The following is a 21691-nucleotide window of genomic DNA, read 5'->3' as shown; positions in this document are numbered from 1 at the left end:
CCTGTTAGAGGATATTCGCATAAGACCGGTTCCATGCGTGGGTGAACGAGTGACGCCGACCAGGTCACATGGCCGTTTCGTGCAAGACCCGGACGGACCGGCGGCCTAGGTTCGAGGGCATGATCGAACGAGCGAGGAACTTCATCTGGCACAACGCCCGCACGCTGGAACAACGCTGGTTCGAGCACGCCTTCGACGGCGGTGAGGCAAAAGCCGTCGTCCAGGCCGTGCTGGCCTACCGCAACGACGACGGCGGGTACGGGTACGCCCTCGAGCCCGACCACCGCGGTCCCACCAGCCAGCCGTTGCACGCCCTGCGCGCTCTCCAGCTGTTCGGCGAGGTCAACGCCCCCGAACACGCCGAGTCGATCCTGACCTGGCTCGAGAACACCTGCCCGGACGGCAGTGTGCCGTTCGGCATGTCCACCTCGAAGGACCACCCCAAGGCGCCGTGGGTCGCCGCTGACGACCAGGGCGGACTGCTGCTGACGGCCCAGATCGCCGCCGCGCTGCACGCCCTCCGGATCGCGCACCCGTGGCTCGACAAGGCCACCGACTACAGCTGGCAGGAGATCGAGAAGCTCGATCAGACCCACCCGTACGAGCTGCGGGCGGCGGTGATGTTCCTGGACGAGGTGCCCGACCGGTCCCGCGCCGAACTCGCCGCCGAAAAGCTCAGGCACCTCAAGCCGAGCACCGAGGGTTATGCGGAAGGCGAGGGACTGGAACTGCACCAGTACGCGCAGAAACCCACCAGCCTCGCGCGGACCTGGTTCACCGACGAGGAATTCAGCAAGGATCTTGACGAACTGCGGGACGGGCAGCAGGAGGACGGCGGCTGGAACTTCGGCTTCCCCGCCTTCACGCCGATAACCCACTTCGAATGGCGCTCGATCGCCACGATCGACGCGCTGCTGACGCTCAGGCGCTACGGCCGGATCAGCTGACCCAAAGGCACGCCGGCCAACGCACGGACCTCGCGGGCCAGGTGCGCCTGGTCCGCGTAGCCGGCTTCCACGGCCACCGAGGCGAACGGCAGACCGTCCCACGCCAGGCGCACAGCGGCGTCGAACCGCAACACCCGCTGCAGCACCTTGGGCGGATACCCGAACGCGTCCAGGCACCGGCGCCGCAGCTGACGGGCGCTCAACCCGATCTCCCACGCCGCCGAACCCACGTCGGACGACCGCAGCAACGAAGCCGTCGCCGCCAGTGCCGGATCGACCACGACCCGCGAGGCGCAGAACGCGACCATGTCCGAGAACGACGAAAGCCGAGCAGAAGGCACCAGCTCGGACAACGCCACCCGCTGGTTCCGGACGGCATGCGCCGGCACCCCGAACACCGACGGAAACGCACCCGGCGGCAACCGCACGCCGTACAACGTCCCCGGCGCCACCACTGCGAGCTGAGCCTGCGTGTCCGGCCCGGCCACGAACAGCGAACCGGTCGCGGGCGTCCACATCAGATCGGTGCACCCGTCCGGCACCACGCGCTGCACGGTCGAGGACGAGACCGTGCGCGTCCACAGGCAAGCCAGGCCCGCGGGAGCAGGACGTTCGGCGTACACGGGCCCATTGTCCCAGACCGGCACGAAACCGGTCACCAGATCATTCCCGCTGGTGGTACGTATGAACAAACGCCCGTCGCCACACCACACAGGAGATGCCCGCAGCAAAGGACAACTTCATGCAAGGCTGTCGTACACCCCGCATCTACCTCACGTCCGACGGCGCACTGCCGCGGGATACGGCCTGTCCGCGATCTCGCACGTGGCCGAGACATCGCGCCTGCGTGAAGCGCTTGGGCCCGATCACCGAGGTCGGCTACAACGCCATGCACAACCAACAACCTGTTCGTGTCCTGGGAGACGCTGACCCACGGCGACAACCTGGGCCAGGAACAGCAAGAAGGGCCCGTCAGCTGACGGGCCCTTCTTGGATGGACGATACTGGGATTGAACCAGTGACCCCTACCGTGTCAAGGTAGTGCTCTCCCGCTGAGCTAATCATCCGTGTCGTGCGGATGACATTCTAGCGGGCGCCGGACCTCGACGCACACCTGGGGGTCAGGTTCCGAACTTCACCCAGTTCACGCTGACGTACGGCGAGGGCTGACCCGACGTGAACGTCACGTACACGTCGTGCACCCCGCTGACGTTGGAGATGTTCGCGGGGATGGTTCTCCACGCGTCCCACCCACCCGTGTTGCCGACCGCGAACGAACCGATCGGGGCCGCTGTCCGCGATCCGATCCGCACCTCGACCAGCCCGCTCACCCCGCCGCCGGCACCTGACGCCACGCGGGCGTAGAACTGCCGGGCCGGACCGGAGCCGAAGTCGACGCCGGAGAACTTCAGGTAGCCGCCGTTCGCGATCTGGTGCACGCCCGAGCCGCCGTCACCCGGTGCCACCGAACCGCCTGAACGCTCGGCCGCGCTTTCGGCCTGCATCTCGCTGTACGCCGACCCGCCACCACCGGGTGGGTTCGTGGTCGTCGTGGTGGTGGTCGGGGGAGTGGTGGGACCACCGCCAGCCGAGTAGACGGCCACGTAGTCCACGACCATCGAGTGCCCGGACTGGGTGGCCGCGACAGGGGTCGGCTGGTTGTTGTTCAGCGCGTTCGGGAACGCGCCGCCCATCGCGAGGTTCAGCAGGACGAAGTACCCCGCGTGCGACGTCATCTGGTTCCAGACGTTCGTTCCGACGCGAGCCTCGGTGACCTGGTGGTACGACTGGCCGTCGACGAACCAGGTGAACGTCTTCGCGGCGTCGTCCCACTCGAAGCGGTACGTGTGGAACGCGGACTGGCAGGACGCGCCGGGGCACACCCGCGAGTTGCCGATGCCGGTGAACTCGCCGCAGGCGCCGCCGGGAGCGACGTCGCAGTGCAGCACACCCCACACGGAGTTGATGCCGTTGACGTTCTCCATGATGTCGAACTCGCCGATGCCCGGCCAGTTCCAGTAGTTGCCGCGGAACGGCGAGCCGAGCGCCCAGAACGCGGGCCAGTAACCCAGCGCCGCCTGTCCGGTGACGTTCGGCATCTGGATGCGGCCCTCGATGGCGAGCTTGCCGCCCGGCGCCGGTTTGAAGTTCGAGCGCTGGGTCTCGATGCGCGACGACGTCCAGTTGCCCGCGCCGTCCTTCAACGCGGTGATGCGCAGGTTGCCGGCGCCGTCGAGTTTGATGTTCTGCGTGCTGTTCGTGTAGTTCTGGATCTCGCCAGTGCCCCAGTTGGCAGGGCCGCCGGGGTAGGCGTGACCGAGGTCGAAGATCCAGTTGGAGCTGGACGGCAGCGATCCGTTCGAACCGTTGAAGTCGTCACCCCACACCTGCGTCCATCCCGCCGCAGGGGGTGGGATCGAGGCGTTGGCGGACATGGCGGCGATCGCCAGGGGTACCGCGGCAACAAGAGCTGTGGTGGCCGCGAGAACGCGGCGGCGTTGCCTCATGCGCGAGTGACCTCCTTGTCACGGGTGCAGTCCATTTATGAGAGCGCTCTCACGGCTTGCGAACAAGCGGCCAATCGGAGTAACGACGTCGAACGGCGCAGGTAGCGCTGCGTCTCGTTTGGACTTATTTCGCATCCGCGTAGCAGGTCACGGGTACTGCGTTCATCGGAAAACGCACGGCCGTCGCACCGAACAACAAGCGCGTCGCCTCACGTCCGGCGTCCGCGATCGCCTCGATCACGGCGTCGGCGTCCGCACGAGGGCAGTGCACGAGCACCTCGTCGTGCTGGAAGAACACCAGGTGCGCGTCGGCGGGCAAACGATTGCGCAGCACGCCGAGCAACGCCGCCGTCCAGTCCGCCGCGCTGCCCTGCACCACGAAGTTGCGGGTGAACCGGCCCCAGTTCCGCGCCGCCTGCCGCGACGAGCTCGACACCTCACCGGAGTCGTCGGCACCACCGGTCAGCTCGCGCCACGCCTCCGAGGGTGAGGGTGAGGTGCGGCCGAGCCGGGTGCGCACCATCCGGCCCTGCTCACCGGCGAGCGCGGCGGCCTCCACGTACCCGACGGCCTCCGGAAACCTCTTGCGCAGCACGGCGAGCAGGGGTCCGGCCTCGCCGGAGGTGCCGCCGTACATGGCCGACAGCATCGCGATCTTCGCCCGCGGCCGCTCGCCGGAGAACGAGTCCTCGGCCAGCGCGGAGTACAGATCGTCGTCCGTGCACACCTCGATCAACCGCTGATCCCCTGACAGTGCGGCCAAGATCCGCGGTTCGAGCTGCGAGGCGTCGGCCGCCACCAGGCACCAGCCGTCGTCCGCGACAACGGCTTTCCGCATCATCCGGGGAATCTGCAGCGCCGCACCACCCCGCGACGCCCAACGCCCGGAAACCACGCCACCGACGACGTAGTCAGGCCGGAACCGTCCGTCCCGCACCCACGCATCGAGCCACGTCCAGCCGTGCGCCACCCACAGCCGTGCGCGCTCTTTGTAGTCCAGCAACGGTTCCACGGCAGGATGGTCGATCGTCTTCAGCACCCACCGCCGCGCAGACGGCACGTCGATGCCCTCACGCGCGAACGCCCGCACGATGCTCGCCGGCGCGTCCGGGTTGATCTCGCGGCCGCCGAACGCCTCCCGGATCTGATCCGCCAACGCCTGCAACACCTTCGGCCGCACACCGGGTGCGGTTCGCGGCCCGAGCACCTCCTCGAGAATCTCGTTGTGCACGTCCGCACGCCACGGCAACCCGTGATGCGTCATCTCCGCCGCCACCAACGCGGACGCCGACTCCGCCGCGATCAGCAGCCCCAACGCCGGATTCCGTTGCTGCGCGCGGAAAACCAGCGACAACGCGGTGAGCGCGTCCGTTCCGCCCGGCAACACCACCGGCTCCGGCTCGAACAACGTCAGCTCGACGTCCTTCTTGCGATGTCCGAGATCGGCCGGCGCCGGCAACCGCAGTTCGCGCGCCAGCGCCGCCGGCAGCTCGCGCGGCTCGCGATGCCGGCCTGCCGCGCCGAGCAGCAACGCCTCGGTCAGCTGCACGTCCCAGCACCGGTCGACCCGCACGCCCGCGGCCAGCAACGACGGGTAGATCTCCGTGGTGTCCGCCCACAGCCACCGCGGCTTGTGGGCGCGCTCCAGCGACGCGACGGCGGAGGCGACGGAAGAGGCCGCCATCGCGGGACCAGCGGGCGTCCCGTCGTCGTGCAGCTTCTGCCACCGGCCCGCGCCGTCCGCTTCGAGGACGAGGGCGACCAGCACGCCTCGGATTGTGCCGCCACGGTCCGACAATTTCAGTACGGACTGAAATCGGGCGACCTGCAAACGTTTACCGGACACAGAACCGGTCGTCAACTCTACGAATCCACCCGAAATTCCGGCACGAAGGTGCATCGCCTAGTGGGAGCGCTGCCACAGTGCGGAACTCAAGGAACGCTCACCTTGGGAGCTCTCATGACCAACGGCAACGCGGCCACCGGGCTGCGCGACCTCAACGCCGGCATCCCCGACGCTGACCAGCTCAAAGGCGCTGTCTCGGCGGTCTACGACGACGTTGCGTCGTGGTCGCGGACCGGCGACTTCTGGAACTGGGGCATGCACTGCCCCGACCTGCTGAACGAACTCAACGGCCTGCGCCCGAACTTCAACGCGGGCGTCAGCGACACGTTCTCCGAGCAGCTCTACTTCCAGACGCTGCGCGGTCTTCCGCACACCAAGAACGACTTCAGGACCCTCAAGGTGCTCGAGGTCGGCTGCGGCATGGGCGAGGGCCTCAACTTCCTCACCCGCCTCGTCGACCCGGCCCGCGCGGTCGGTCTCGACATCTCCAAGTCCGCCATCGACAGGGCCAGCGCGATCCTCGCCCGCGGCGACCGGCTCAGCTACGTCGAGGGCGACGCCGAGCGGCTGCCGTTCGAGGACGGCGAGTTCGACCTCGTCATCAACGTCGAGAGCTCGCACAACTACCCGGACGTCGAGCGCTTCTTCCGCGAGGTCGCGCGCGTGCTCAAGCCCGGCGGGCACTTCTCCGTCATCGACGTGTTCGACCCCAGGTCGTCCGTGCGGTTCGGCAAGCTCCAGCAGGAGATCTCCGACTTCGAGTGGATCCACGAGCGCGACGTCACGGAGAACGTGAAGAGCTCGATCCGCCAGCGCATGGCGCCGGGGAGCTTCTTCCGCAAGGAGTACGCCCGCAAGCAGATGCCGCTGCGGGCGCGGATCATCGGCGGGCTCGGCGGCGCGCACTACGCCGGTGCCGACTTCATCGGGCACAAGGACGCCCTGTCGAAGGTGCTGGAGATCGCCCGCATCCGGACGAAGTTCGTCGGCGAGTACGAGAGCTACCGCCACCACCTCGCCCGGCGCGCGTAGTTGTTGGAGGATCTCCAATCCAGACAGCAAAGGAGTAAAGGAAAAACAGGAAAAGACCACGATGGTGTGGTCTTGCTACCCCTGGCCTGACCAGCGACCGACTATGAGGCTGTGGACCGAGCACTCAGCGTCGCCGCACTGCTGGACCCCACCCATCAGGTGGTCCCCTTTCACGGCAGAGAGTCCGAACAGAACGCCTTGACGCACTGGCGCGACAGCCCGGTGCCCCAGGCGTCTCTGCTGCTGCACGCCCCAGCAGGCGCGGGCAAGACCAGGCTGCTCCAGCACTTCCGGCTGGAGCACTGGGACGACGACGTCCACGGCAGGCTGCTGCTGATCGACGACGCCGACCGCCTCACCTGGCAGGACGTCTTCGAGCAGCTGCAGGACACGCTCCGGCACGGACCGGCGCGCACGCGGGTGCTGCTGGCGGCGAGGACCACGGGCTGGTGGTGGTCCTCCACCCGCCAGCGCATCGCGGACTTCGACCACGAGGTCACCGACCTGGCGCTCGCGCCGACCGTCGCCGACCGCGCCGAGTCGTTCACGCTGGCCTGTCAGCACTTCGCCAAGCAGCTCGACGTCACCGCACCCGACGAGCCGCCGCCGAACATCGCCGGCGAGACCGTCCTCGACCTGCACATGGCCGCGCTGGCCGCGGTCCACGGCGATCCGTGCGACGTGAACCGCACCCAGCTCGTCCGTCAGCTCCTCCAGCGCGACGACGGTCCGCGGACGGGCCGGATCGCCGAGGACCACCTCGCCGTCGCCACGCCGGACAGCCCCGACCCCGACCTGCTGGCGAGAGCCGCGCACCGCTGGCCGGCGCTGCGGCCCCAGCTCGACCAGCTGATCGCGGACAACCCCGCGATCGCCCGTGACATGGCCCGCGACAGCCTCCGCATCGCCGCCGAGATCGGCTCGTACGCCACCGCGGAAACCCTGGCGCGGCAGGTCTTCCGCGACGAGCGGTTCGCCGTCGACGCCATCCCGTCGATGCTCACCGAACGACTCGTCGAGCGCGCCCAGGACACCCTCGAACGCGCCGAGATGTACGGGATGCTCAGCGCCCGCACGATGTTGTGCGGCCTGCGCCAGGAGTCCGTCGAAGCCTCCCAGCGCGAGGTCGAGTGTTATCGCGAGCTCGTCCGGCAGGACCCCGAGAACCGGCCACTGCTCGCGGACGCGCTGGGAGACCTGGGACTGCGGCTCATCAACGCCCGCAGGCGCGACGAGGTGCTCGCGGTCTCGGAGGAGGCGATCGCGCTCTGGCACGAGATCGCGCTCGACGACCCGGAGACGACCCCGCAGCTCGCGTCCGCGCTGGAGCAGATCAGCTACCGCTACCAGGCGCTCGGCCAGGAGGAGGCGGCGATGACCGCCCTCAGCCGCGCCACCCTGCTCTACCAGGAGCTCGCGAAGAACCACCCCGCGCTGTTCCGCGCCGACTTCGCGCGGGTCGCCGCCGCCATGGCCCGCCGCTATCACGTCGAGGGCGAGACGCAGCACGCGGCCGACTCGATGCAGCTCTCCATCGCGAACTGGCGGGTGCTCGCCCAGGAGGACCCGCGTTTCGAACCGGAGCTCGCCCGCAACCTCGTCATGGCGGGCACGATGTTCATCGACCTGCGCAGGGCGGAAGCCGCCGGCGAGGTGCTGAGGGAGGCCGTCGACCTCTTCCGCCGGCTCGCCATCGTCAACCCCGAGACGTTCCGCGGCGACCTCGCCGAGGCGCTGATGCGGCACAGTCAGGCGTTGCGCGGGCTGTCGGAGGGCTTGAACGCCAAGCTCACCGCGCAGGAAGCCGTGATGATCTGGCGGGAGACCGGGGACCGCAAGGGCCTGGGCCACGCCCTGCTCAACGTCGTCCAGGTCGCCCACGATCTCGGCGCGGCCGTGGAAGCCGTGGAGGTCTGGCGCGAACTGGCCGAGAAGGACCTCGTCTGGAACCAGGCCGACCTGGTGATCGCCCTCGCGCACCTCACCGAGCAGCAGCTCCGCCACGATCACGACCACGAGGCGCTGCGCACCGCCGACGAGTGCCTCGACATCTGCCGCCGCCTGCCGTCCCAGCTCGTCGACTTCTTCGGCGCGAAACTGGCTCCGGCACTGCAGTCCACGGCCCGCGCACTGTCCGAATCGGACCATCACGTCCGGGCGTTGCAGATGTCCGAGTTCACCGTCGAGGTCTGTCGTGCGCTGATGGTGAAGACACCGCTCACGGTCTACATCGCAGCCGTCCAGCAACACGCGTGCCGGCTTCGTGGTGCGGAACGGAAGGAAGAGGCGAGGAACACCGCGCACACGGCCGTTGTGTTGTGGCACATGACAGGGCTGGACCTGGACCAACAGCCCGGCTACGCCGACACGCTCACGGTCTACGGCCGGTTGTGCGCGGAAACCAGGCACGAGCTGGACAACGCACTCCGGCTCACCCGCCGCGCGGTGGAGATCCTGCGCGAGGTGGGTGAGCCGGAGAAGCTGGAGCTCGCCTTGGAGACGGTCGAGGCGCTCAGCTCGTGGTGAGCAGCGACCGCATGAAGAACGCGACGTTGGCCGGACGCTCCGCCAGGCGGCGCATGAAGTAGCCGTACCACTCGTCGCCGTACGGGACGTACACGCGCATGCGGTTGCCCTCGGCGGCGATGCGGCGCTGCTCCTCCGGCCGGATGCCGTAGAGCATCTGGAACTCGTAGGTGTCCTTCGAGCGCGCGGACGCCAGGTCGGCGGCGATCGCGATCAGGCGCGGGTCGTGCGAGGCCACCATCGGGTAGCCCTCGCCCTCCATGAGCACCTTCAGGCAACGCACGTACGACAGGTCGACGTCGTGCTTGTCCTGGTACGAAACGGAAGCAGGCTCCTGGTACGCGCCCTTGCACAGCCGCACTCGGGAACCGGAGTACGCGAGGTCGCGGCAGTCCTGTTCGGTGCGCTTGAGGTAGGCCTGAAGCACCGCGCCGACCCACGGGAAGTCCACCCGCAGCTCACGCAGGATGCTGAGCGTGGAGTCCGTGGTGGTGTGGTCTTCCATGTCCAGCGTCACGGTCGTGCCGACGACCGCGGCCGCCGCGCAGATCCGCCGTGCGTTCTCCAGCGCGATCTTCTCGCCGTCCACCGGCAACGACTGGCCAACCGCGGACAGCTTGACCGACACCTCGGCGCCGTTCGTGAGCCCGTACGACTCCAGCTGCGCCAGCAACGTCAGGTAGGCCTCGACGGTGTCGTTGGCCTGCGACTCCTCGACGGTGTCCTCACCGAGGTGGTCCAGCGTGACCAGACGACCGTCACCGAGCACCTCCGCGGTCGCGCGGATCGCGGAGGAGACGTCGGCACCGGCGACGAACCGCTCGACGACGGGCCGGGTCAGCGGCGTCGACTCGACGAGCTTGCGGGCACCCGCGCTGCGGGACGCCAGAAGAAGGCTGGAGCGCAACATGGTTCACGTCCTCAGGGTGTGGTTGTGAGTGGTTTCCGCCGCGGGTAGCAGCGGAAACCACTCACGGGTGGGCCGGATCTAGCCCTGGTGCGGGTGGAGGTGGGTGGTGGGCGCCGCGAAGGTCTCCTTGATGGAGCGCGGGCTGACCCAGCGGAGCAGGTTGTGGACCGACCCCGCCTTGTCGTTCGTGCCGGACGCGCGCCCGCCGCCGAACGGCTGCTGGCCCACGACGGCACCGGTGGGCTTGTCGTTGACGTAGAAGTTGCCGGCGGCGAACCGCAGCTCTTCCTGTGCGTGCGCCACGGCCGTGCGGTCCCGAGCGATGATCGAACCGGTCAGGCCGTACGGTGCCGCGCTCTCCATCTGCTTGAGCACGGTCAGGTAGTCGGCGTCCTCGAACACGTGGACCGCGAGCACCGGGCCGAAGAACTCGGTGGTGAACACGGAGTTCGCCGGGTCGGAGCCGAGGAGCACGGTCGGCCGCACGAAGAAGCCGTCCGAGTCGTCCGCGGTACCGCCGGCGGCGATCTCCAGCGAGGAGTCCGTCCGCGCGGCCTCCAGCACGCCCGACAGCTTGTCGAACGAACGGCGGTCGATCACCGCGCCACCGAAGTTGGAGAAGTCGGTGACGTCGCCGTAGGTCAGCGCCTCGACCTCGGCCAGGAACTGGTCCTTGATCTTGTTCCACACCGAGCGCGGCACGTAGGCGCGCGACGCGGCGGAGCACTTCTGGCCCTGGTACTCGAAAGCACCGCGGATCATGGCGACGCGCAGCACGTCGGGGTCGGCCGACGGGTGCGCCAGGATGAAGTCCTTGCCACCGGTCTCGCCGACGATCCGCGGGTACGAGCGGTAGTTGGCGATGTTCGCGCCCACCTGCCCCCACAGCTTCTGGAACGTCGGGGTGGAGCCGGTGAAGTGGATGCCCGCGAGGTCGGGCGAGTTCAGCGCCACCTCGGACACGGCCAGGCCGTCACCGGGCAGCAGGTTGATCACGCCGGGCGGCAGGCCCGCCTCTTCCAGCAGCCGCATGGTGAGGTGCGCGCCGAACGACTGGGTCGGCGACGGCTTCCACAGCACCACGTTGCCCATCAGCGCGGGCGCGGTCGGCAGGTTGCCGGCGATGGCCGTGAAGTTGAACGGCGTGATCGCGTAGACGAAGCCCTCGAGCGGGCGGTGGTCGGTGCGGTTCCACACGCCGGGGGAGGAGATCGGCTGCTCGGCCAGCAGGTTGCGGGCGAACTGCACGTTGAAGCGCCAGAAGTCGATCAGCTCGCACGCGGCGTCGATCTCGGCCTGGATCGCGGTCTTCGACTGACCGAGCATCGTGGCGGCGTTGAGCGTCGAACGCCACGGGCCGGCCAGCAGGTCGGCGGCACGCAGCAGGATGGCCGCGCGGTCGTCGAACGACATCGCGCGCCACGCCGGGGCGGCCTCGCGGGCCGCGGCCAGTGCGTCGACCGTGTCCTGCTGGGTCGCGCCGGCCAGGGTGCCGAGCACGGAGCGGTGGTTGTGCGGCTGGACGACGTCGATCCGCGCGCCGCCACCCATGCGCTGTTCGCCACCGATGGTCAGGGTGAGTTCGAGCGGCTCCTTCTGCAGCTCGGCCAGCTTCGCCTGCAGCTCGGCGCGCTCCGGGGTGCCGGGGGCGTACTGCAGGACCGGCTCGTTGACCGGGGCGGGAACCTGGGTGACCGCGTCCACTCGCAACTCCTCTTTGACTCAGCTTCGGTGGCTAAAAGGTAAGTCCGCGCGACCTCGCCCCGGTTGTCCGAACCGCCAAGATTCATCAGGTCAGATGTACGATCGGACAGTTATGAGCCTCCGGCACATCCTGATCGCGCTCGGCGATCCCCTCGTCGAACTGCAGGTCGCCCCCAACGGCCTCGAGGTCGACGTGCGCGATGTCGTGATCATGGATCCGGACGACCCGCCGGACGTCGCGGCCGGCGACCTCGCGCTGCTCATCGGGGCACGAGGCCGGGCCGCACTGCCGCTGATCAGGGCAGCCGGCCGGGCGAAAGCCGCCGCGGTGGCGGTCAAGGAGTCGTCCCAGGCGCTCGAACAGGCGGCGGTGGACGCGGGCGTGGCGTTGCTCGAAGTCCGGCCAGAGGTCCGCTGGGGACACCTGGAGTCGCTGGCCAAGGGCGTGCTGACGACCACGACCGACGACGGCGAGGTCCTCGGCGACCTGTTCGCGCTCGCGCAAACGATTGCCACCCTGACCGGCGGGATCGTCAGCATCGAGGACACCGCGAGCCGCGTGCTCGCCTACTCCCGTTCGTCCGACGAGGTCGACGAACTGCGCCGCCTCTCCATCCTCGGCCGTCAAGGCCCCGAGCCGTACCTGAAGATGCTGCGCGAGTGGGGCGTCTACAACCTGCTCCGCTCGTCGGAGGAAGTCGTCCGGATCGACGAACGCCCCGAGCTCGGCATCCGCCGCCGCATCGCCGTCGGCATCCACGCGGGCGCGCAGCCGCTCGGCACGATCTGGGTGCAGCAGGGCGACCAGCCGTTGACCGAGCAGGCCGAACGAGCGCTGCTCGGCGCCGCCCGCGTCACCGCCCCGCACCTGATCCAGCAGCGCAACCAGCCCACGTCGAGGTTCCGCGAGAACCTCCTCGCCGCGCTGCTGACCGGCCGCATGGACGCGGTGACGGTGGCCGGCCAGATCGGTGCCGACCCGCGCAAACCCGCCGCCGTCGTGGTGTTCGCCCTGCGGGGCGGCGAAGGCGACCGCAGCGAACACGAACTCCGCCGCGCCGAGATGACCGGGCTGATCTCCGTGCACGCCGCGGCCTATCGGCGCAGCGCGCTGGTCAGCGAGTCCGGCGGCCGCACCTACGTGCTGTTGCCGGACCTGGCTCCGAACGCCCAACTCCTGAGCCTGACTCGGGAAATCGTCACCACGGCCCGCCGCCACCTGCACACGTCGGTGCAGGCCGCGGTCGGCTCCACGGTGTCCACTTTGGACGAGGTGAGGATCTCCCGGCAGGAAGCCGAACGCGTGCTGGACGCGATGGCCCGCGACCTCGACGCCGAGGTGGCCACGCTCGCCGACGTCAGGTCGCAGGTCCTGGTCAGCGAGATTCTCGCGCTGCTCCAGGACAACCCCCGGATCCGCGATCCGCGGATCGACGCCCTCGACGCCGAGTCGGCCAAGTCGCTGCTGGCCTACCTGGACGCGCTGGGGGACGTGCGCGCCGCCGCGGAACGGCTGCACGTCCACCCGAACACGTTGCGGTACCGGCTGAAGCGGATCGATCTGGATCTGGACGACCCGCTCGTCCGGCTGATCGCCCAGCTTCAGCTCAGGATGCGGTAGAGCAGCGCCCGTTCCGCGATCGTCCACGTCGTCGTGGTGAGCAGGTACAGCCCGGCGGCCAGCGGCAGGTACGCGGCCACCAGGATCGTGCCGAACGGCAGCACCTTGATGAGCCCGTTCATGAACCCCGGAGTGGGCGTCGGTGACGGGTTCGCGGCCATTCGCGACTGCTGCCAGCGCACGGTGAAGTACGCGACGGCCGCGAGCAGGCCGAACAGCGCGAAGAACACCCATTCGAAACTGCTCATGAAATGAGCACTTAGCGGAACCCCGAAAATCGTCCCCGCCAGCAGCGGATTGGGGGTCGTGACGACCTGGTACATGACCATGAAGAACGGCATCGTGGCGAGCATCGGCAACATGCCGGCGAACATCGAGACGCCGTTCTTCTTGTAGACCTTCTGCGACTCCTCGGAGAGCCGCATCAGGTCCTTGCCGTACTTCTTCTGCAGTTTCTGGATCTCCGGAGCGAGCTTGGCCTTGGCCTTCTCGCCGCGCACGGCGGCGCGGGCCAGCGGGTGCAGCATCAGCCGCACCGCCATGGTGAACACGATGATGGCGAGCGCGGGCATGCCGAAGCTCGCCAGGGCGGCGCCCAGGTCAGCGAACAAGGGTTGGTTCTCCGTATCGAGTTGGGGAGTCGGGGGACGTCAGAACGTCCCGCATCCCGGTGCTCGAGGACGGGGTTTGCCTGCGGCGTCAGGGTTTCGCAGCCGCAACTGGGCTGAACGTTGAGCGCGTTCCCTGATCGCGAGCGACCGCGCCGGTGCCACCGACAGCGGCACCAGCGAGACGACGACCATCAACGCGAGGGCGAGCGCGGTCACGGCCGCGACGACCTCGGTCGGGGAGGAGAACAACGTGAAGGCGTAAAGGGCAGGCAGGAAGACCGCGAGCACCAGCATCGCTCGCTGCTTGGTCTCCGGCCGCCACATGCCTCGCAGGTTACCTGTTCCCGGGCACCACGGTCTCGAGAACGTGACCAGCCTCGTCGTAGAGCGTGCCCAGCGTCGGACAGCCACCACGCCGTGGCCCAGCCCGGCCGAGTGTCGCGATCACCCGCCTGCCTTCGGCGACGTCCCTCCGGTAGCTCACGAACCTCGTGTTGTCGGCTCGGGAGAATCCGCCGTTGCCGAGCATCCACCTTCAGCGCCACGGCGTCCGCGTGATCGCCGTGCGCTTCCGCCACGTCTCCAGGAACCGTCTACGTCCGCAGGGGGTGCCGGTTCTTCGAAGAGCCGAGTCACGACTCGACCAGGCCTGGCCGTTCGGGGTGGTCGTAGCGGACGAAGAGGTCCGCCGCCGGTTCGTAGTCGTCGAAAGCGGGCAGCGTCCACTGCTCGGCGGTCTTGCGCTGGAGAGCGCCGGGGGAGAGCCACAGGTGCACGGTGAGCTCGGCCGGCAGCCAGCGGTCCAGCAGGAGGGTGCCGTCGACGATCACCACGCCGTTCTCCGGCACGTCCACGTACTCGGCGCGGCTCGCCCGGTCGGTGGCCGCGTTCCACAACGACGGCAGCACCTTGCCGTCCAGCGCGGGATCGAGCACCTCGCGCTGGAGGCCGCCCAGGTCGAACCAGTCGTGGCGGTACGAGTACGGGTCGGTGCGGCCGTGTTCCAGCCGCACCGACGCCGGTCGCAGGAAGTCCTCGGTGGACACCCGCTGCACCGCGCGACCCAAGGCGCGCAACGGTTCCACCACGGCGTCCGCGAGCCTGCCGGGCTCGGCCGCGGGGGCGCCGTCGATCAGCACGCGCACCCGGCCGTCCATCGCGCTGACGCGGGAGACGATCTCTGCGACGAGCGTGTCGAACGTGAGCGGTCGAACTTTCACTGCCGCCCCGTCGCAGCCACACCGGTCACTGCCATGCCGGTCACTGTCACGCCGGTCACTGCCACACCGTCGACGGCTGCCAGTCGGCCCAGGCGGTGTCCCACCAGATCTCGCCGGACGCCAGCATCTTCTCGATCTTGAGGCCCTCGGCCCTGATCGCCTCGGCCTCCTCCGCCGTGTACTTGCCCGACGCGACCTGTTCCTCGAACTCGTCGAGGTCGCGCTGTTGCCAGGTGCCGTCCGGCGCGACGGTGTAGTCCAGTGCGTGGTCGAGGGTCTCGAAGCCGTCCTCGACGCGGCGGTAGGGCGCCTGCAGGTTGAGGTAGTAGTTGCCGAACACCCGGTCGTCGCCCTTCCAGAACAGGTCGACGGAGTAGGCGTCCTGCGGGCGGTGCAGCATGAGCTTGCCGTGGCCCCGCCAGAAGCCGCGTTCCGGCTTGTCCCACGGGTGCGGGTGGTGGTGGTCGGGGTAGGTGAGCCGGGTGCCAGGTTCCACGAACACCGCGAGCAGTCCCGGCTCGTCGACGATCACCCTGGTCGGCATCTCCGACCAGACCTTGCCGTGCAGCACCTCACGCCGCACCACGACCTCACCCGGCGTGAACAACCTCATGCGCTGAATTTACGTGATCACGGTGGGCTGCGTCCTCGGCCAGCATCTTCCGCTTCAGCGCGGGCACGGCGTTCGTCACGCGCAGGAACGTCCTCAGGAACGCCAGCACGACCCGGCCGATCACGGGCTTGTGGATCGCGCCGTTGCCGTCCATCTGCTCGCGTGACGCCAGCACCGCCTCGAAGCCGTACTTGACCATCTCCTGCTCGTACTCGGAGATCGCCTGCACCGTGTCCTTGCCGTGGTGGGCTTCGGTCAGCTTGCGGCACAACAACTCCGCGTCGCGCAACGCGGTGTTGGCGCCGATGCCGCGGCCGGGCGTCATCAGGTGCACGGAGTCGCCGATCAACGTGACGTTGCTCGACTTCCACGGCTCCAGCGGCTCGGACGTGCGGACCTTGATCTGGAAGACCGTCCCGGGGTCGCCGCGCCGGAAGAGCTCCCGCAGGTTCGGGTGGACCTTCGGCGTCAGGTCCAGCACGACCTGCTTGAGCTGCTCCTGGCTCATGCCCTTCATGTCCGGGAACTTGTCGTGCGAGGCGGCATAGCCCCACATGATGTAGTCGTCCTCGACGCCTTCGCTCTCGAAGCGCATCACGTGGATGATCACGAACGCGCCCTTCGGCCCGTAGAGCAGCGTGACGGCGCCGTCGGCCAGTGGTGGCAGCAACCGCACGTTCTCCGGCGTCAACGGCAGCTTGGCGGCGATCGTGGTGATGCCGGTGTCCGCGATCTTCGCGTGCGGCAGGTACTGCTTGCGCACCTTGGACTGCGCGCCGTCCGCGCCGACCAGCACGTCACCGGTCTCGGACGTGCCGTCGTCGAAGAACGCGGTGACCGTGCCGTCGTCGTTGCGGCTGAAGTGCGTGAAGGTCTTGTTGAACTGGACGACGTCCTCCAGGCCGTTCAGCAACGCCGTGCGCATCGCGATGCGGCTCACGGACCTCTCGGCCCTGGTCTCGTCCGTGGCCGGCGGCAGGTCGCCGACCAGCAGTTCCCTGTACTTCTCGGTCCGCATGTTGATCCGCACCGGCGGCTTGGCGGTGGTGCGGACGAACTCGGCGAACACGTCCGGCGGTAAGCAGCTGTGCAGCGCCTTGCTGCCGTCCGGGCTGATCCCGACCCGGTAGCCGATCAACATGCTGCGCGGCGTGCGGTCGCGTTCGAACAACGCCACGTTCACGCCGGCCTTCTTCAGTCCGTGCGCCAGGCACAGGCCACCGGTCCCCGCTCCGATGATGAGCACCCGCAGATCAGTTCCGGACATGACATCCTCCCCCTACCAAGTATCTTAGTGGGGAAGATATTCAGTTAGTGAGACTCTTGTCAATCGTCCTGACTGAGTCTCCTCAGGCGGGCGGTGGCGATGGCGAGCCGCACGTCGTCCGGCGGAAGCAGCCTGACCAGCTGTTCCAGGGCCTCGACGTCGTGTTCGCCGGAGTCGGTCTGGGTGAACGTCCACAGCGCGTTGGCGTCTCCGCGTGACAGGACGGCCTTGCGCACGCCCGTCGCGAGGTCGTCCCGCTCGTCGCGCACGACGGGTGCCTCGGAGCGGCGCAGGAGCGAGCCGCGGTACCGGGAGGCGGCCAGCGGCACGTCGCCGTCGCGCAGCGCGGTCCGCACCGCCAGGAAGTCCGCCTCGACGTCGGCCGTCAGCCGGTACGGCCGGGTCGCCAGCACGTCGGGGCCGAGCTGGGCGCGCAGCCGGTGCAGCTCGGCACGCACGGTCGTCGGGTTGCCGCGCTCGCCGTAGAGCCGCAGGGCGAGCTGATCCGCGGACAGCCTGCCGTCCAGCGTCAGCGCGCTGAGGATCTCCGCGTGCCGCAACGAGATCGGCACCTCGCGTCCGTCCAGCACGACCTTGGGCTCCGGCAGCAGGAACGACAGCGACAACACGCTTCGCCGCACGTGGCGTTGCCGGGGCACGCGCAGCAGATAGCCCTGGGCTAGCGGTTCCAGCACCGCCTCGCGGCCGTCCGGCAGCACCACCCGGCCGCTGGACACGTCGACGCGCGACGGCAGCAGCCCGTACGGCTCGACCGCGACGACGCGTCCGGTCGGGCTGAGCAGCGCGCCGGGCTCGCCGCGCAAAGCCATCAGGTGCCGCATGTTGCGCGCCCGCAGCTCCTCGTCCTGCGCGTGCATCCTGGCGAGCATCTCCGACTCGGCGAGCCGGGCCGACGCCGACACCAATGCCACCATCGAGGGATGGACGGTCTCGATCGGGCCACTGAGGTCGACGACGCCGATCGTGGTGCCGGTGTCCGGGTCGCGGATCGGGCTCGCCGCGCACGTCCAGTGGTGGTAGGTCCGCACCAGGTGCTCGGCGGAGTGGACCGTGACGGCGGAGTTCACCGCCAGTGCGGTGCCCATCCCGTTCGTCCCGGCCGCATCCTCTGACCAGCGCGTTCCCTCGGCGAGACCGACGTCCTCGGCGCTGCCGCGGGTGTCGTGGGAGCCCTCGCACCACAGGATGTGACCCTGCGCGTCCGCGACGATCATGATGTGCTTGGCCTCTTCCGCGAAGCCCAGCAGGGTCTCGCGCAACGTCGGCAGGCTCGGGTGCAGCGGATGCCGTTCGCGCAGGTCGGAGAGTTCGTCGGCGGCGAAGACCGTGGGCGCGGTGTGCAGGTCCGGATCGACGTTGGCGGCGAGTGACCGTTGCCACGACGCGGAAATCACCGAGCGTGGCAAATCCACCGTGCGAGTACCACTCAACACGGCGTCTCTCACGCGACTCAGCAACAGTGCGTGTTGCCCCGGTTCGTGGGTCACTGATCCGTCCACGGCTTGCAACGAGCATGCAACGTTCTGCTGGCTACTTTCTCATTTCGCCCGCTCCAGCCCTTCAGCAGGCCGTCCAAACCGTGGAGTCCAGAATGACGCAGTACGCGGCACCGGGTCAGCCCGGCAGCGTGGTCGCGTACCGGCAGAGGTACGACCACTTCATCGGCGGCGACTACGTGTCGCCCGTGTCCGGTGAGTACGTCGAGAACGTCACGCCGGTGACCGGTGAGGTGTTCACGGAGGTCGCGCGCGGCACTGATGCCGACCGGGCGCGCGCACTGCACGCCGCCAGCGGCGCCGCACAGGCGTGGGGTCGCACCACGGCACGAGAGCGCGCCACGGTCCTGTGCGAGATCGCGGACCGGGTGGAGGAACACGCGACCGAGCTCGCGGTCGCCGAGACGTGGGACAACGGCAAGCCCGTCCGTGAGGCCCTGGTCGCCGACGTGCCGCTGCTGATCGAGCAGTTCCGGCAGTTCGCCGCCGTCATCCGCACCGAGGTGGGTGAGGTCGAGCAGCTCGGCCGCGACACCTGCGACTACCGCTCGTTCCAGCCGCTCGGCGTGGTGCACCAGCGCCTGTCGTGGACGTTCCCGCTGATGAACGCCGGTCGCCTGCTGGCACCGGCCCTGGCCGCGGGCAACGCCGTGGTGCTGGAACCCGCCCTGCAGACGCCGGCGTCGATCCACGTGCTGCTCGGCGTGATCGCGGACCTGCTGCCGCCCGGCGTGGTGAACGTGGTCACCGGCTCCGACGACCACCCGGTCGTCTCCGGCCGCTGCCCCAACATCTTCTTCTCCGACGTCACCGCGCAACGCGACAGCTTCCTGGACAAGGCGCTGGAAGGCTTCGCGATGTTCGCGGCCAACCAGGGCGAGATCACCACGGCCCCGTCGCGCGCGCTGATCCAGACCGCTGTCTACGAGGAACTGCTGCACCTGGCGACGGAGCGAACGCGGCAGCTCCGCACGGGCGACCCGCTCGACACCGACACGATGGTCGGCGCTGTGGTCAGTCTTGCGCAACGCGATCGAGTTCTTGCGTACGTGGAGCGCGGCAAGGCCGAGGGCGCGCGCCTGGTGACCGGCGGCGAGGCCTCCGGCCACTACGTCCAGCCCACGATCTTCGAAGGTGATCACCGCTCCGCCGTGTTCGCCGACGACGTGCTGGGTCCGATCGTCTCGGTGACCAGGTTCGACGACCGCGACGACGCGGTGAAGATCGCGAACGAGGCCACCGCCCAGCTCGGCGCCGGTATCTGGAGCCGCGACGTCGCGCGGGCGCACAACGTCGGCCACGACCTGCACGCCGAGCGGGTGTGGGTCAACAACTACTACGCGTACCCGGCGAACACCGCCGTGCTCGCCGAGTACCGCCGCGTGAAGCACCTGCTGGTCAGCTACTCCGACCGCGGGCAGGGCTACTTCTAGGGGTTAGCTGGTGGTGGTCATTTCTTCCAGGGCACCTGGGTCGAGGCGTAGTAGTTGATGCCCTGGACCTTCCAGCGGGGTCCCTGCGCGCCCAGCCGTGGGGCGAACGTGTCCCAGTTGTGGACGCTCGCCGGCGCCCAGCCGAGTTCCGCGGCGACCGCGAGGCGCGGGAACGCCATGTACTCGATGTCGGCGGACGTCTTCAGCGTCTCCGTCCACAGTGGAGCCTCAACGCCCCGGACGCTCGCCTCGCCGACCCCGCTGAGGTAGGCGCCGGGGTTCCAGCCGTAGGCGTCCTTGACCTCGACCAGACCGGCCCAGTCCAGGCCGAGCTTGGTGTTCTTGTTGTACTTCATGTCGAGGTAGATCCGGTTCGCCGGCGACATCAGCACCTTGTTGCCGCGCTGGGCGGCCGCGGCCACGTTGGCGTCGGTCCTCGTGGTGCCCCAGAACTGCGGGATCACCGCGGTGTCCTTGGTGGTCTTGATGAACTCGTGCCAGCCCACCGTTGTCTTGCCGTATTTCTTGACGATCGGCAGCACGCGGTTCATGAACTTGACGTAGTCCGCGTCCGGCGTGCTCAGGGCCTCGTCGCCGCCGATGTGGAAGTACGGGCCGGGAGTGATCGCCGAGACCTCCTTGACCACGTCCTCGATGAACTTGTACGTGATCTCCTTGCTGATGCAGAGGGACGAGAAGCCGACGTCGGTGCCGGTGTACAACGGGCGCTTCTTGCCGTCGCAGTTCAGCTCGGCGTAGCTCGCCTGGGCCGCGTTGGTGTGCCCAGGCATGTCGAACTCGGGGATGACCGTGATCCCCCGGCTGGCCGCGTGCGCGACCAGGTCCTTGTACTGGTCCTGGGTGTAGAACAGGTTGCCCTTGCGGCCGCCCACCTCGGTGCTGCCACCGATCTTGGTGAGCTCGGGCCAGCTCTTGATCTCCAGCCGCCAGCCCTGGTCGTCGCTCAGGTGCAGGTGGAAGTAGTTGATCTTGAACGCGGCGATCTGGTCGATGTAGCGCTTGACCTGGTCCGGCGTGAAGAAGTGCCGGCTGACGTCCAGCATCGCGCCGCGGTGCTGGTACCTCGGGTGGTCCAGGATGCTGGCGCCGGGGACTGTCCAGGGGCCGGTTTGTTTGGTCTTCGCCTCGGCCTTGGCCGGGAGGAGCTGGCGGAGAGTGGCGACGCCGTTGAAGTGGCCCTGGGTGGTGTTGGCGCGGATGACCACTTGCTGCGGGGTGACGTCCAGTTGGTAGCCCTCAGGACCCACCTTCGGGTCGGCGCCCGCTGCGAGGACGATGCCGTTGCCGGCGACCTCGGTGGTGATGGGGAGGGCGAAGCCGGTTGAGGGGCGGAGGATGGTGGCCAGGAGTTCTGCTGGTTGTTTGGCCGTGTCCGCGGCTTGCTGGATCTTGGCGGATGCGGTGAGGGTGAAGGTTATGTCGGTGCGGGGCTGGATCTGGACTGGTTGGGGGACCAGTTCCTGCAGTGAGGTCGCAGCTTCTGCTGTTCCGGTCACCAGTACTCCTGATCCGGCCAGTACCAGCGCCGTGAGTGCTGCACGCACTCTTTGAGATGTCACGCCATCCTCCAGGGCAAGGGGGGACCTTGTGGTGGCGGCGGTGAGGGTCCACGGTTTCAGGCGGCGGGATTGGCTGTCAAGGTTTAGACCAATTGGGGTGCGGTTTGGGTGGACGCGGCTTTGGGGGTGGTCCGGTTGGCACCGTCCGCTCCGGTTTAGGGATTTCGGGGCTCCGCCCCGGACCCCGCCAATCTGATCAAGGACCTTGTCCACGCCGTGCGCGGGTTGATGGCACGCCTGACGCTTTGGGCGGAGTTGCGTTGCGTGGGTGGTGCGGTTCGGGTGGGTGGTCCCGTCACGAGCCGGGCCAGAGCGCGCCACATCTGAGGAGGGGTGTCAACTCGACGAAAAGCGTGT

Annotated in this window: 17 protein-coding genes and 1 tRNA gene; 5 read left to right on the top strand and 13 right to left on the bottom strand. The window is 68.6% G+C overall.

The features are described from left to right. Nucleotides 1–119: 119 nt before the first annotated feature. Nucleotides 120–947: a hypothetical protein gene (locus SK803_RS27580; protein ID WP_319969022.1), complete on the top strand. Its 828-nt coding sequence runs from the start codon at nucleotides 120–122 to the stop codon at nucleotides 945–947. Here SK803_RS27580 and SK803_RS27575 read toward each other — a convergent pair. The 4 genes from SK803_RS27575 to SK803_RS27560 form a co-directional block, all read right to left on the bottom strand. After that, nucleotides 929–1570 (bottom strand): helix-turn-helix domain-containing protein, encoded by a 642-nt coding sequence (locus SK803_RS27575; protein WP_319969021.1) that lies wholly within the window; start codon nucleotides 1568–1570, stop codon nucleotides 929–931. The two genes, SK803_RS27580 and SK803_RS27575, sit on opposite strands and share 19 nt — an antisense overlap. A gap of 372 nt (nucleotides 1571–1942) precedes the next feature. Next, a tRNA-Val gene (locus tag SK803_RS27570) sits at nucleotides 1943–2014 on the bottom strand. 54 nt (nucleotides 2015–2068) lie between these two features. Then, a complete protein-coding gene (locus tag SK803_RS27565; protein ID WP_319969020.1) occupies nucleotides 2069–3454 on the bottom strand; it encodes a carbohydrate-binding protein in 1386 nt (461 codons plus the stop codon). A gap of 124 nt (nucleotides 3455–3578) precedes the next feature. Next, complete coding sequence (locus SK803_RS27560) at nucleotides 3579–5219, bottom strand: bifunctional 3'-5' exonuclease/DNA polymerase (protein ID WP_406601590.1); 1641 nt, start codon at nucleotides 5217–5219, stop codon at nucleotides 3579–3581. Nucleotides 5220–5414: 195 nt separating this feature from the next. On the opposite strand from SK803_RS27560, the gene SK803_RS27555 reads away from it, so the two are divergent. After that, a complete protein-coding gene (locus tag SK803_RS27555; RefSeq protein ID WP_319969018.1) occupies nucleotides 5415–6332 on the top strand; it encodes a class I SAM-dependent methyltransferase in 918 nt (305 codons plus the stop codon). A 111-nt stretch (nucleotides 6333–6443) separates the two neighbouring features. Next, complete coding sequence (locus SK803_RS27550; RefSeq protein ID WP_319969017.1) at nucleotides 6444–8858, top strand: tetratricopeptide repeat protein; 2415 nt, start codon at nucleotides 6444–6446, stop codon at nucleotides 8856–8858. On the opposite strand, the gene SK803_RS27545 is transcribed toward SK803_RS27550, so the two are convergent. Beyond that, nucleotides 8845–9768, bottom strand: a complete 924-nt coding sequence (locus tag SK803_RS27545; RefSeq protein WP_319969016.1) for a proline dehydrogenase family protein — start codon at nucleotides 9766–9768, stop codon at nucleotides 8845–8847. The two genes, SK803_RS27550 and SK803_RS27545, sit on opposite strands and share 14 nt — an antisense overlap. Before the next feature lie 78 nt (nucleotides 9769–9846). After that, entirely contained in the window at nucleotides 9847–11472 is a 1626-nt protein-coding gene (gene pruA / locus SK803_RS27540; protein WP_319969015.1) for an L-glutamate gamma-semialdehyde dehydrogenase, read from the bottom strand. 112 nt (nucleotides 11473–11584) lie between these two features. Here pruA and SK803_RS27535 point away from each other — a divergent pair, with 112 nt between their 5' ends. Next, the gene (locus SK803_RS27535) at nucleotides 11585–13093 is read left to right on the top strand and encodes a PucR family transcriptional regulator (RefSeq protein WP_319969014.1); all 1509 of its coding nucleotides are present in this window, start codon (nucleotides 11585–11587) and stop codon (nucleotides 13091–13093) included. On the opposite strand, the gene SK803_RS27530 is transcribed toward SK803_RS27535, so the two are convergent. The 6 genes from SK803_RS27530 to SK803_RS27505 form a co-directional block, all read right to left on the bottom strand. Continuing rightward, nucleotides 13075–13704, bottom strand: a complete 630-nt coding sequence (locus tag SK803_RS27530) for a YidC/Oxa1 family membrane protein insertase (RefSeq protein ID WP_319969013.1) — start codon at nucleotides 13702–13704, stop codon at nucleotides 13075–13077. The two genes, SK803_RS27535 and SK803_RS27530, sit on opposite strands and share 19 nt — an antisense overlap. 39 nt (nucleotides 13705–13743) lie before the next feature. Then, nucleotides 13744–14028: a DUF6412 domain-containing protein gene (locus SK803_RS27525; protein WP_319969012.1), complete on the bottom strand. Its 285-nt coding sequence runs from the start codon at nucleotides 14026–14028 to the stop codon at nucleotides 13744–13746. Between the two features lie 308 nt (nucleotides 14029–14336). After that, nucleotides 14337–14924, bottom strand: a complete 588-nt coding sequence (locus SK803_RS27520) for a nucleoside/nucleotide kinase family protein (RefSeq protein WP_319969011.1) — start codon at nucleotides 14922–14924, stop codon at nucleotides 14337–14339. A 55-nt stretch (nucleotides 14925–14979) separates the two neighbouring features. Next, nucleotides 14980–15537, bottom strand: coding sequence for a DUF402 domain-containing protein (locus SK803_RS27515; RefSeq protein WP_319969010.1), 558 nt, complete (start codon nucleotides 15535–15537; stop codon nucleotides 14980–14982). Continuing rightward, nucleotides 15515–16804 carry an FAD-dependent oxidoreductase gene (locus SK803_RS27510; RefSeq protein WP_319969009.1) on the bottom strand — a complete coding sequence of 430 codons (1290 nt, stop codon included), beginning with the start codon at nucleotides 16802–16804 and terminating at the stop codon, nucleotides 15515–15517. Before SK803_RS27510 ends, SK803_RS27515 begins: the two co-directional genes overlap by 23 nt. Nucleotides 16805–16863: 59 nt before the next feature. Beyond that, entirely contained in the window at nucleotides 16864–18237 is a 1374-nt protein-coding gene (locus SK803_RS27505) for a GAF domain-containing protein (protein ID WP_319969008.1), read from the bottom strand. 179 nt (nucleotides 18238–18416) lie between these two features. Here SK803_RS27505 and SK803_RS27500 point away from each other — a divergent pair, with 179 nt between their 5' ends. Beyond that, complete coding sequence (locus SK803_RS27500; protein WP_319969007.1) at nucleotides 18417–19754, top strand: aldehyde dehydrogenase family protein; 1338 nt, start codon at nucleotides 18417–18419, stop codon at nucleotides 19752–19754. 17 nt (nucleotides 19755–19771) lie between these two features. Here the strand turns inward: SK803_RS27500 and SK803_RS27495 are convergent, their stop codons facing one another. Next, on the bottom strand, nucleotides 19772–21271 hold the full coding sequence (locus tag SK803_RS27495) for a beta-N-acetylhexosaminidase (protein ID WP_319969006.1): 1500 nt from the start codon (nucleotides 21269–21271) through the stop codon (nucleotides 19772–19774). Nucleotides 21272–21691: the final 420 nt, after the last annotated feature.

This window comes from Lentzea miocenica (assembly GCF_033949945.1).
Classification (GTDB): domain Bacteria; phylum Actinomycetota; class Actinomycetes; order Mycobacteriales; family Pseudonocardiaceae; genus Lentzea; species Lentzea miocenica.
The sequence above is the reverse complement of the archived record's forward strand: the minus strand, read 5'-3'. Positions and strand labels throughout refer to the sequence as shown.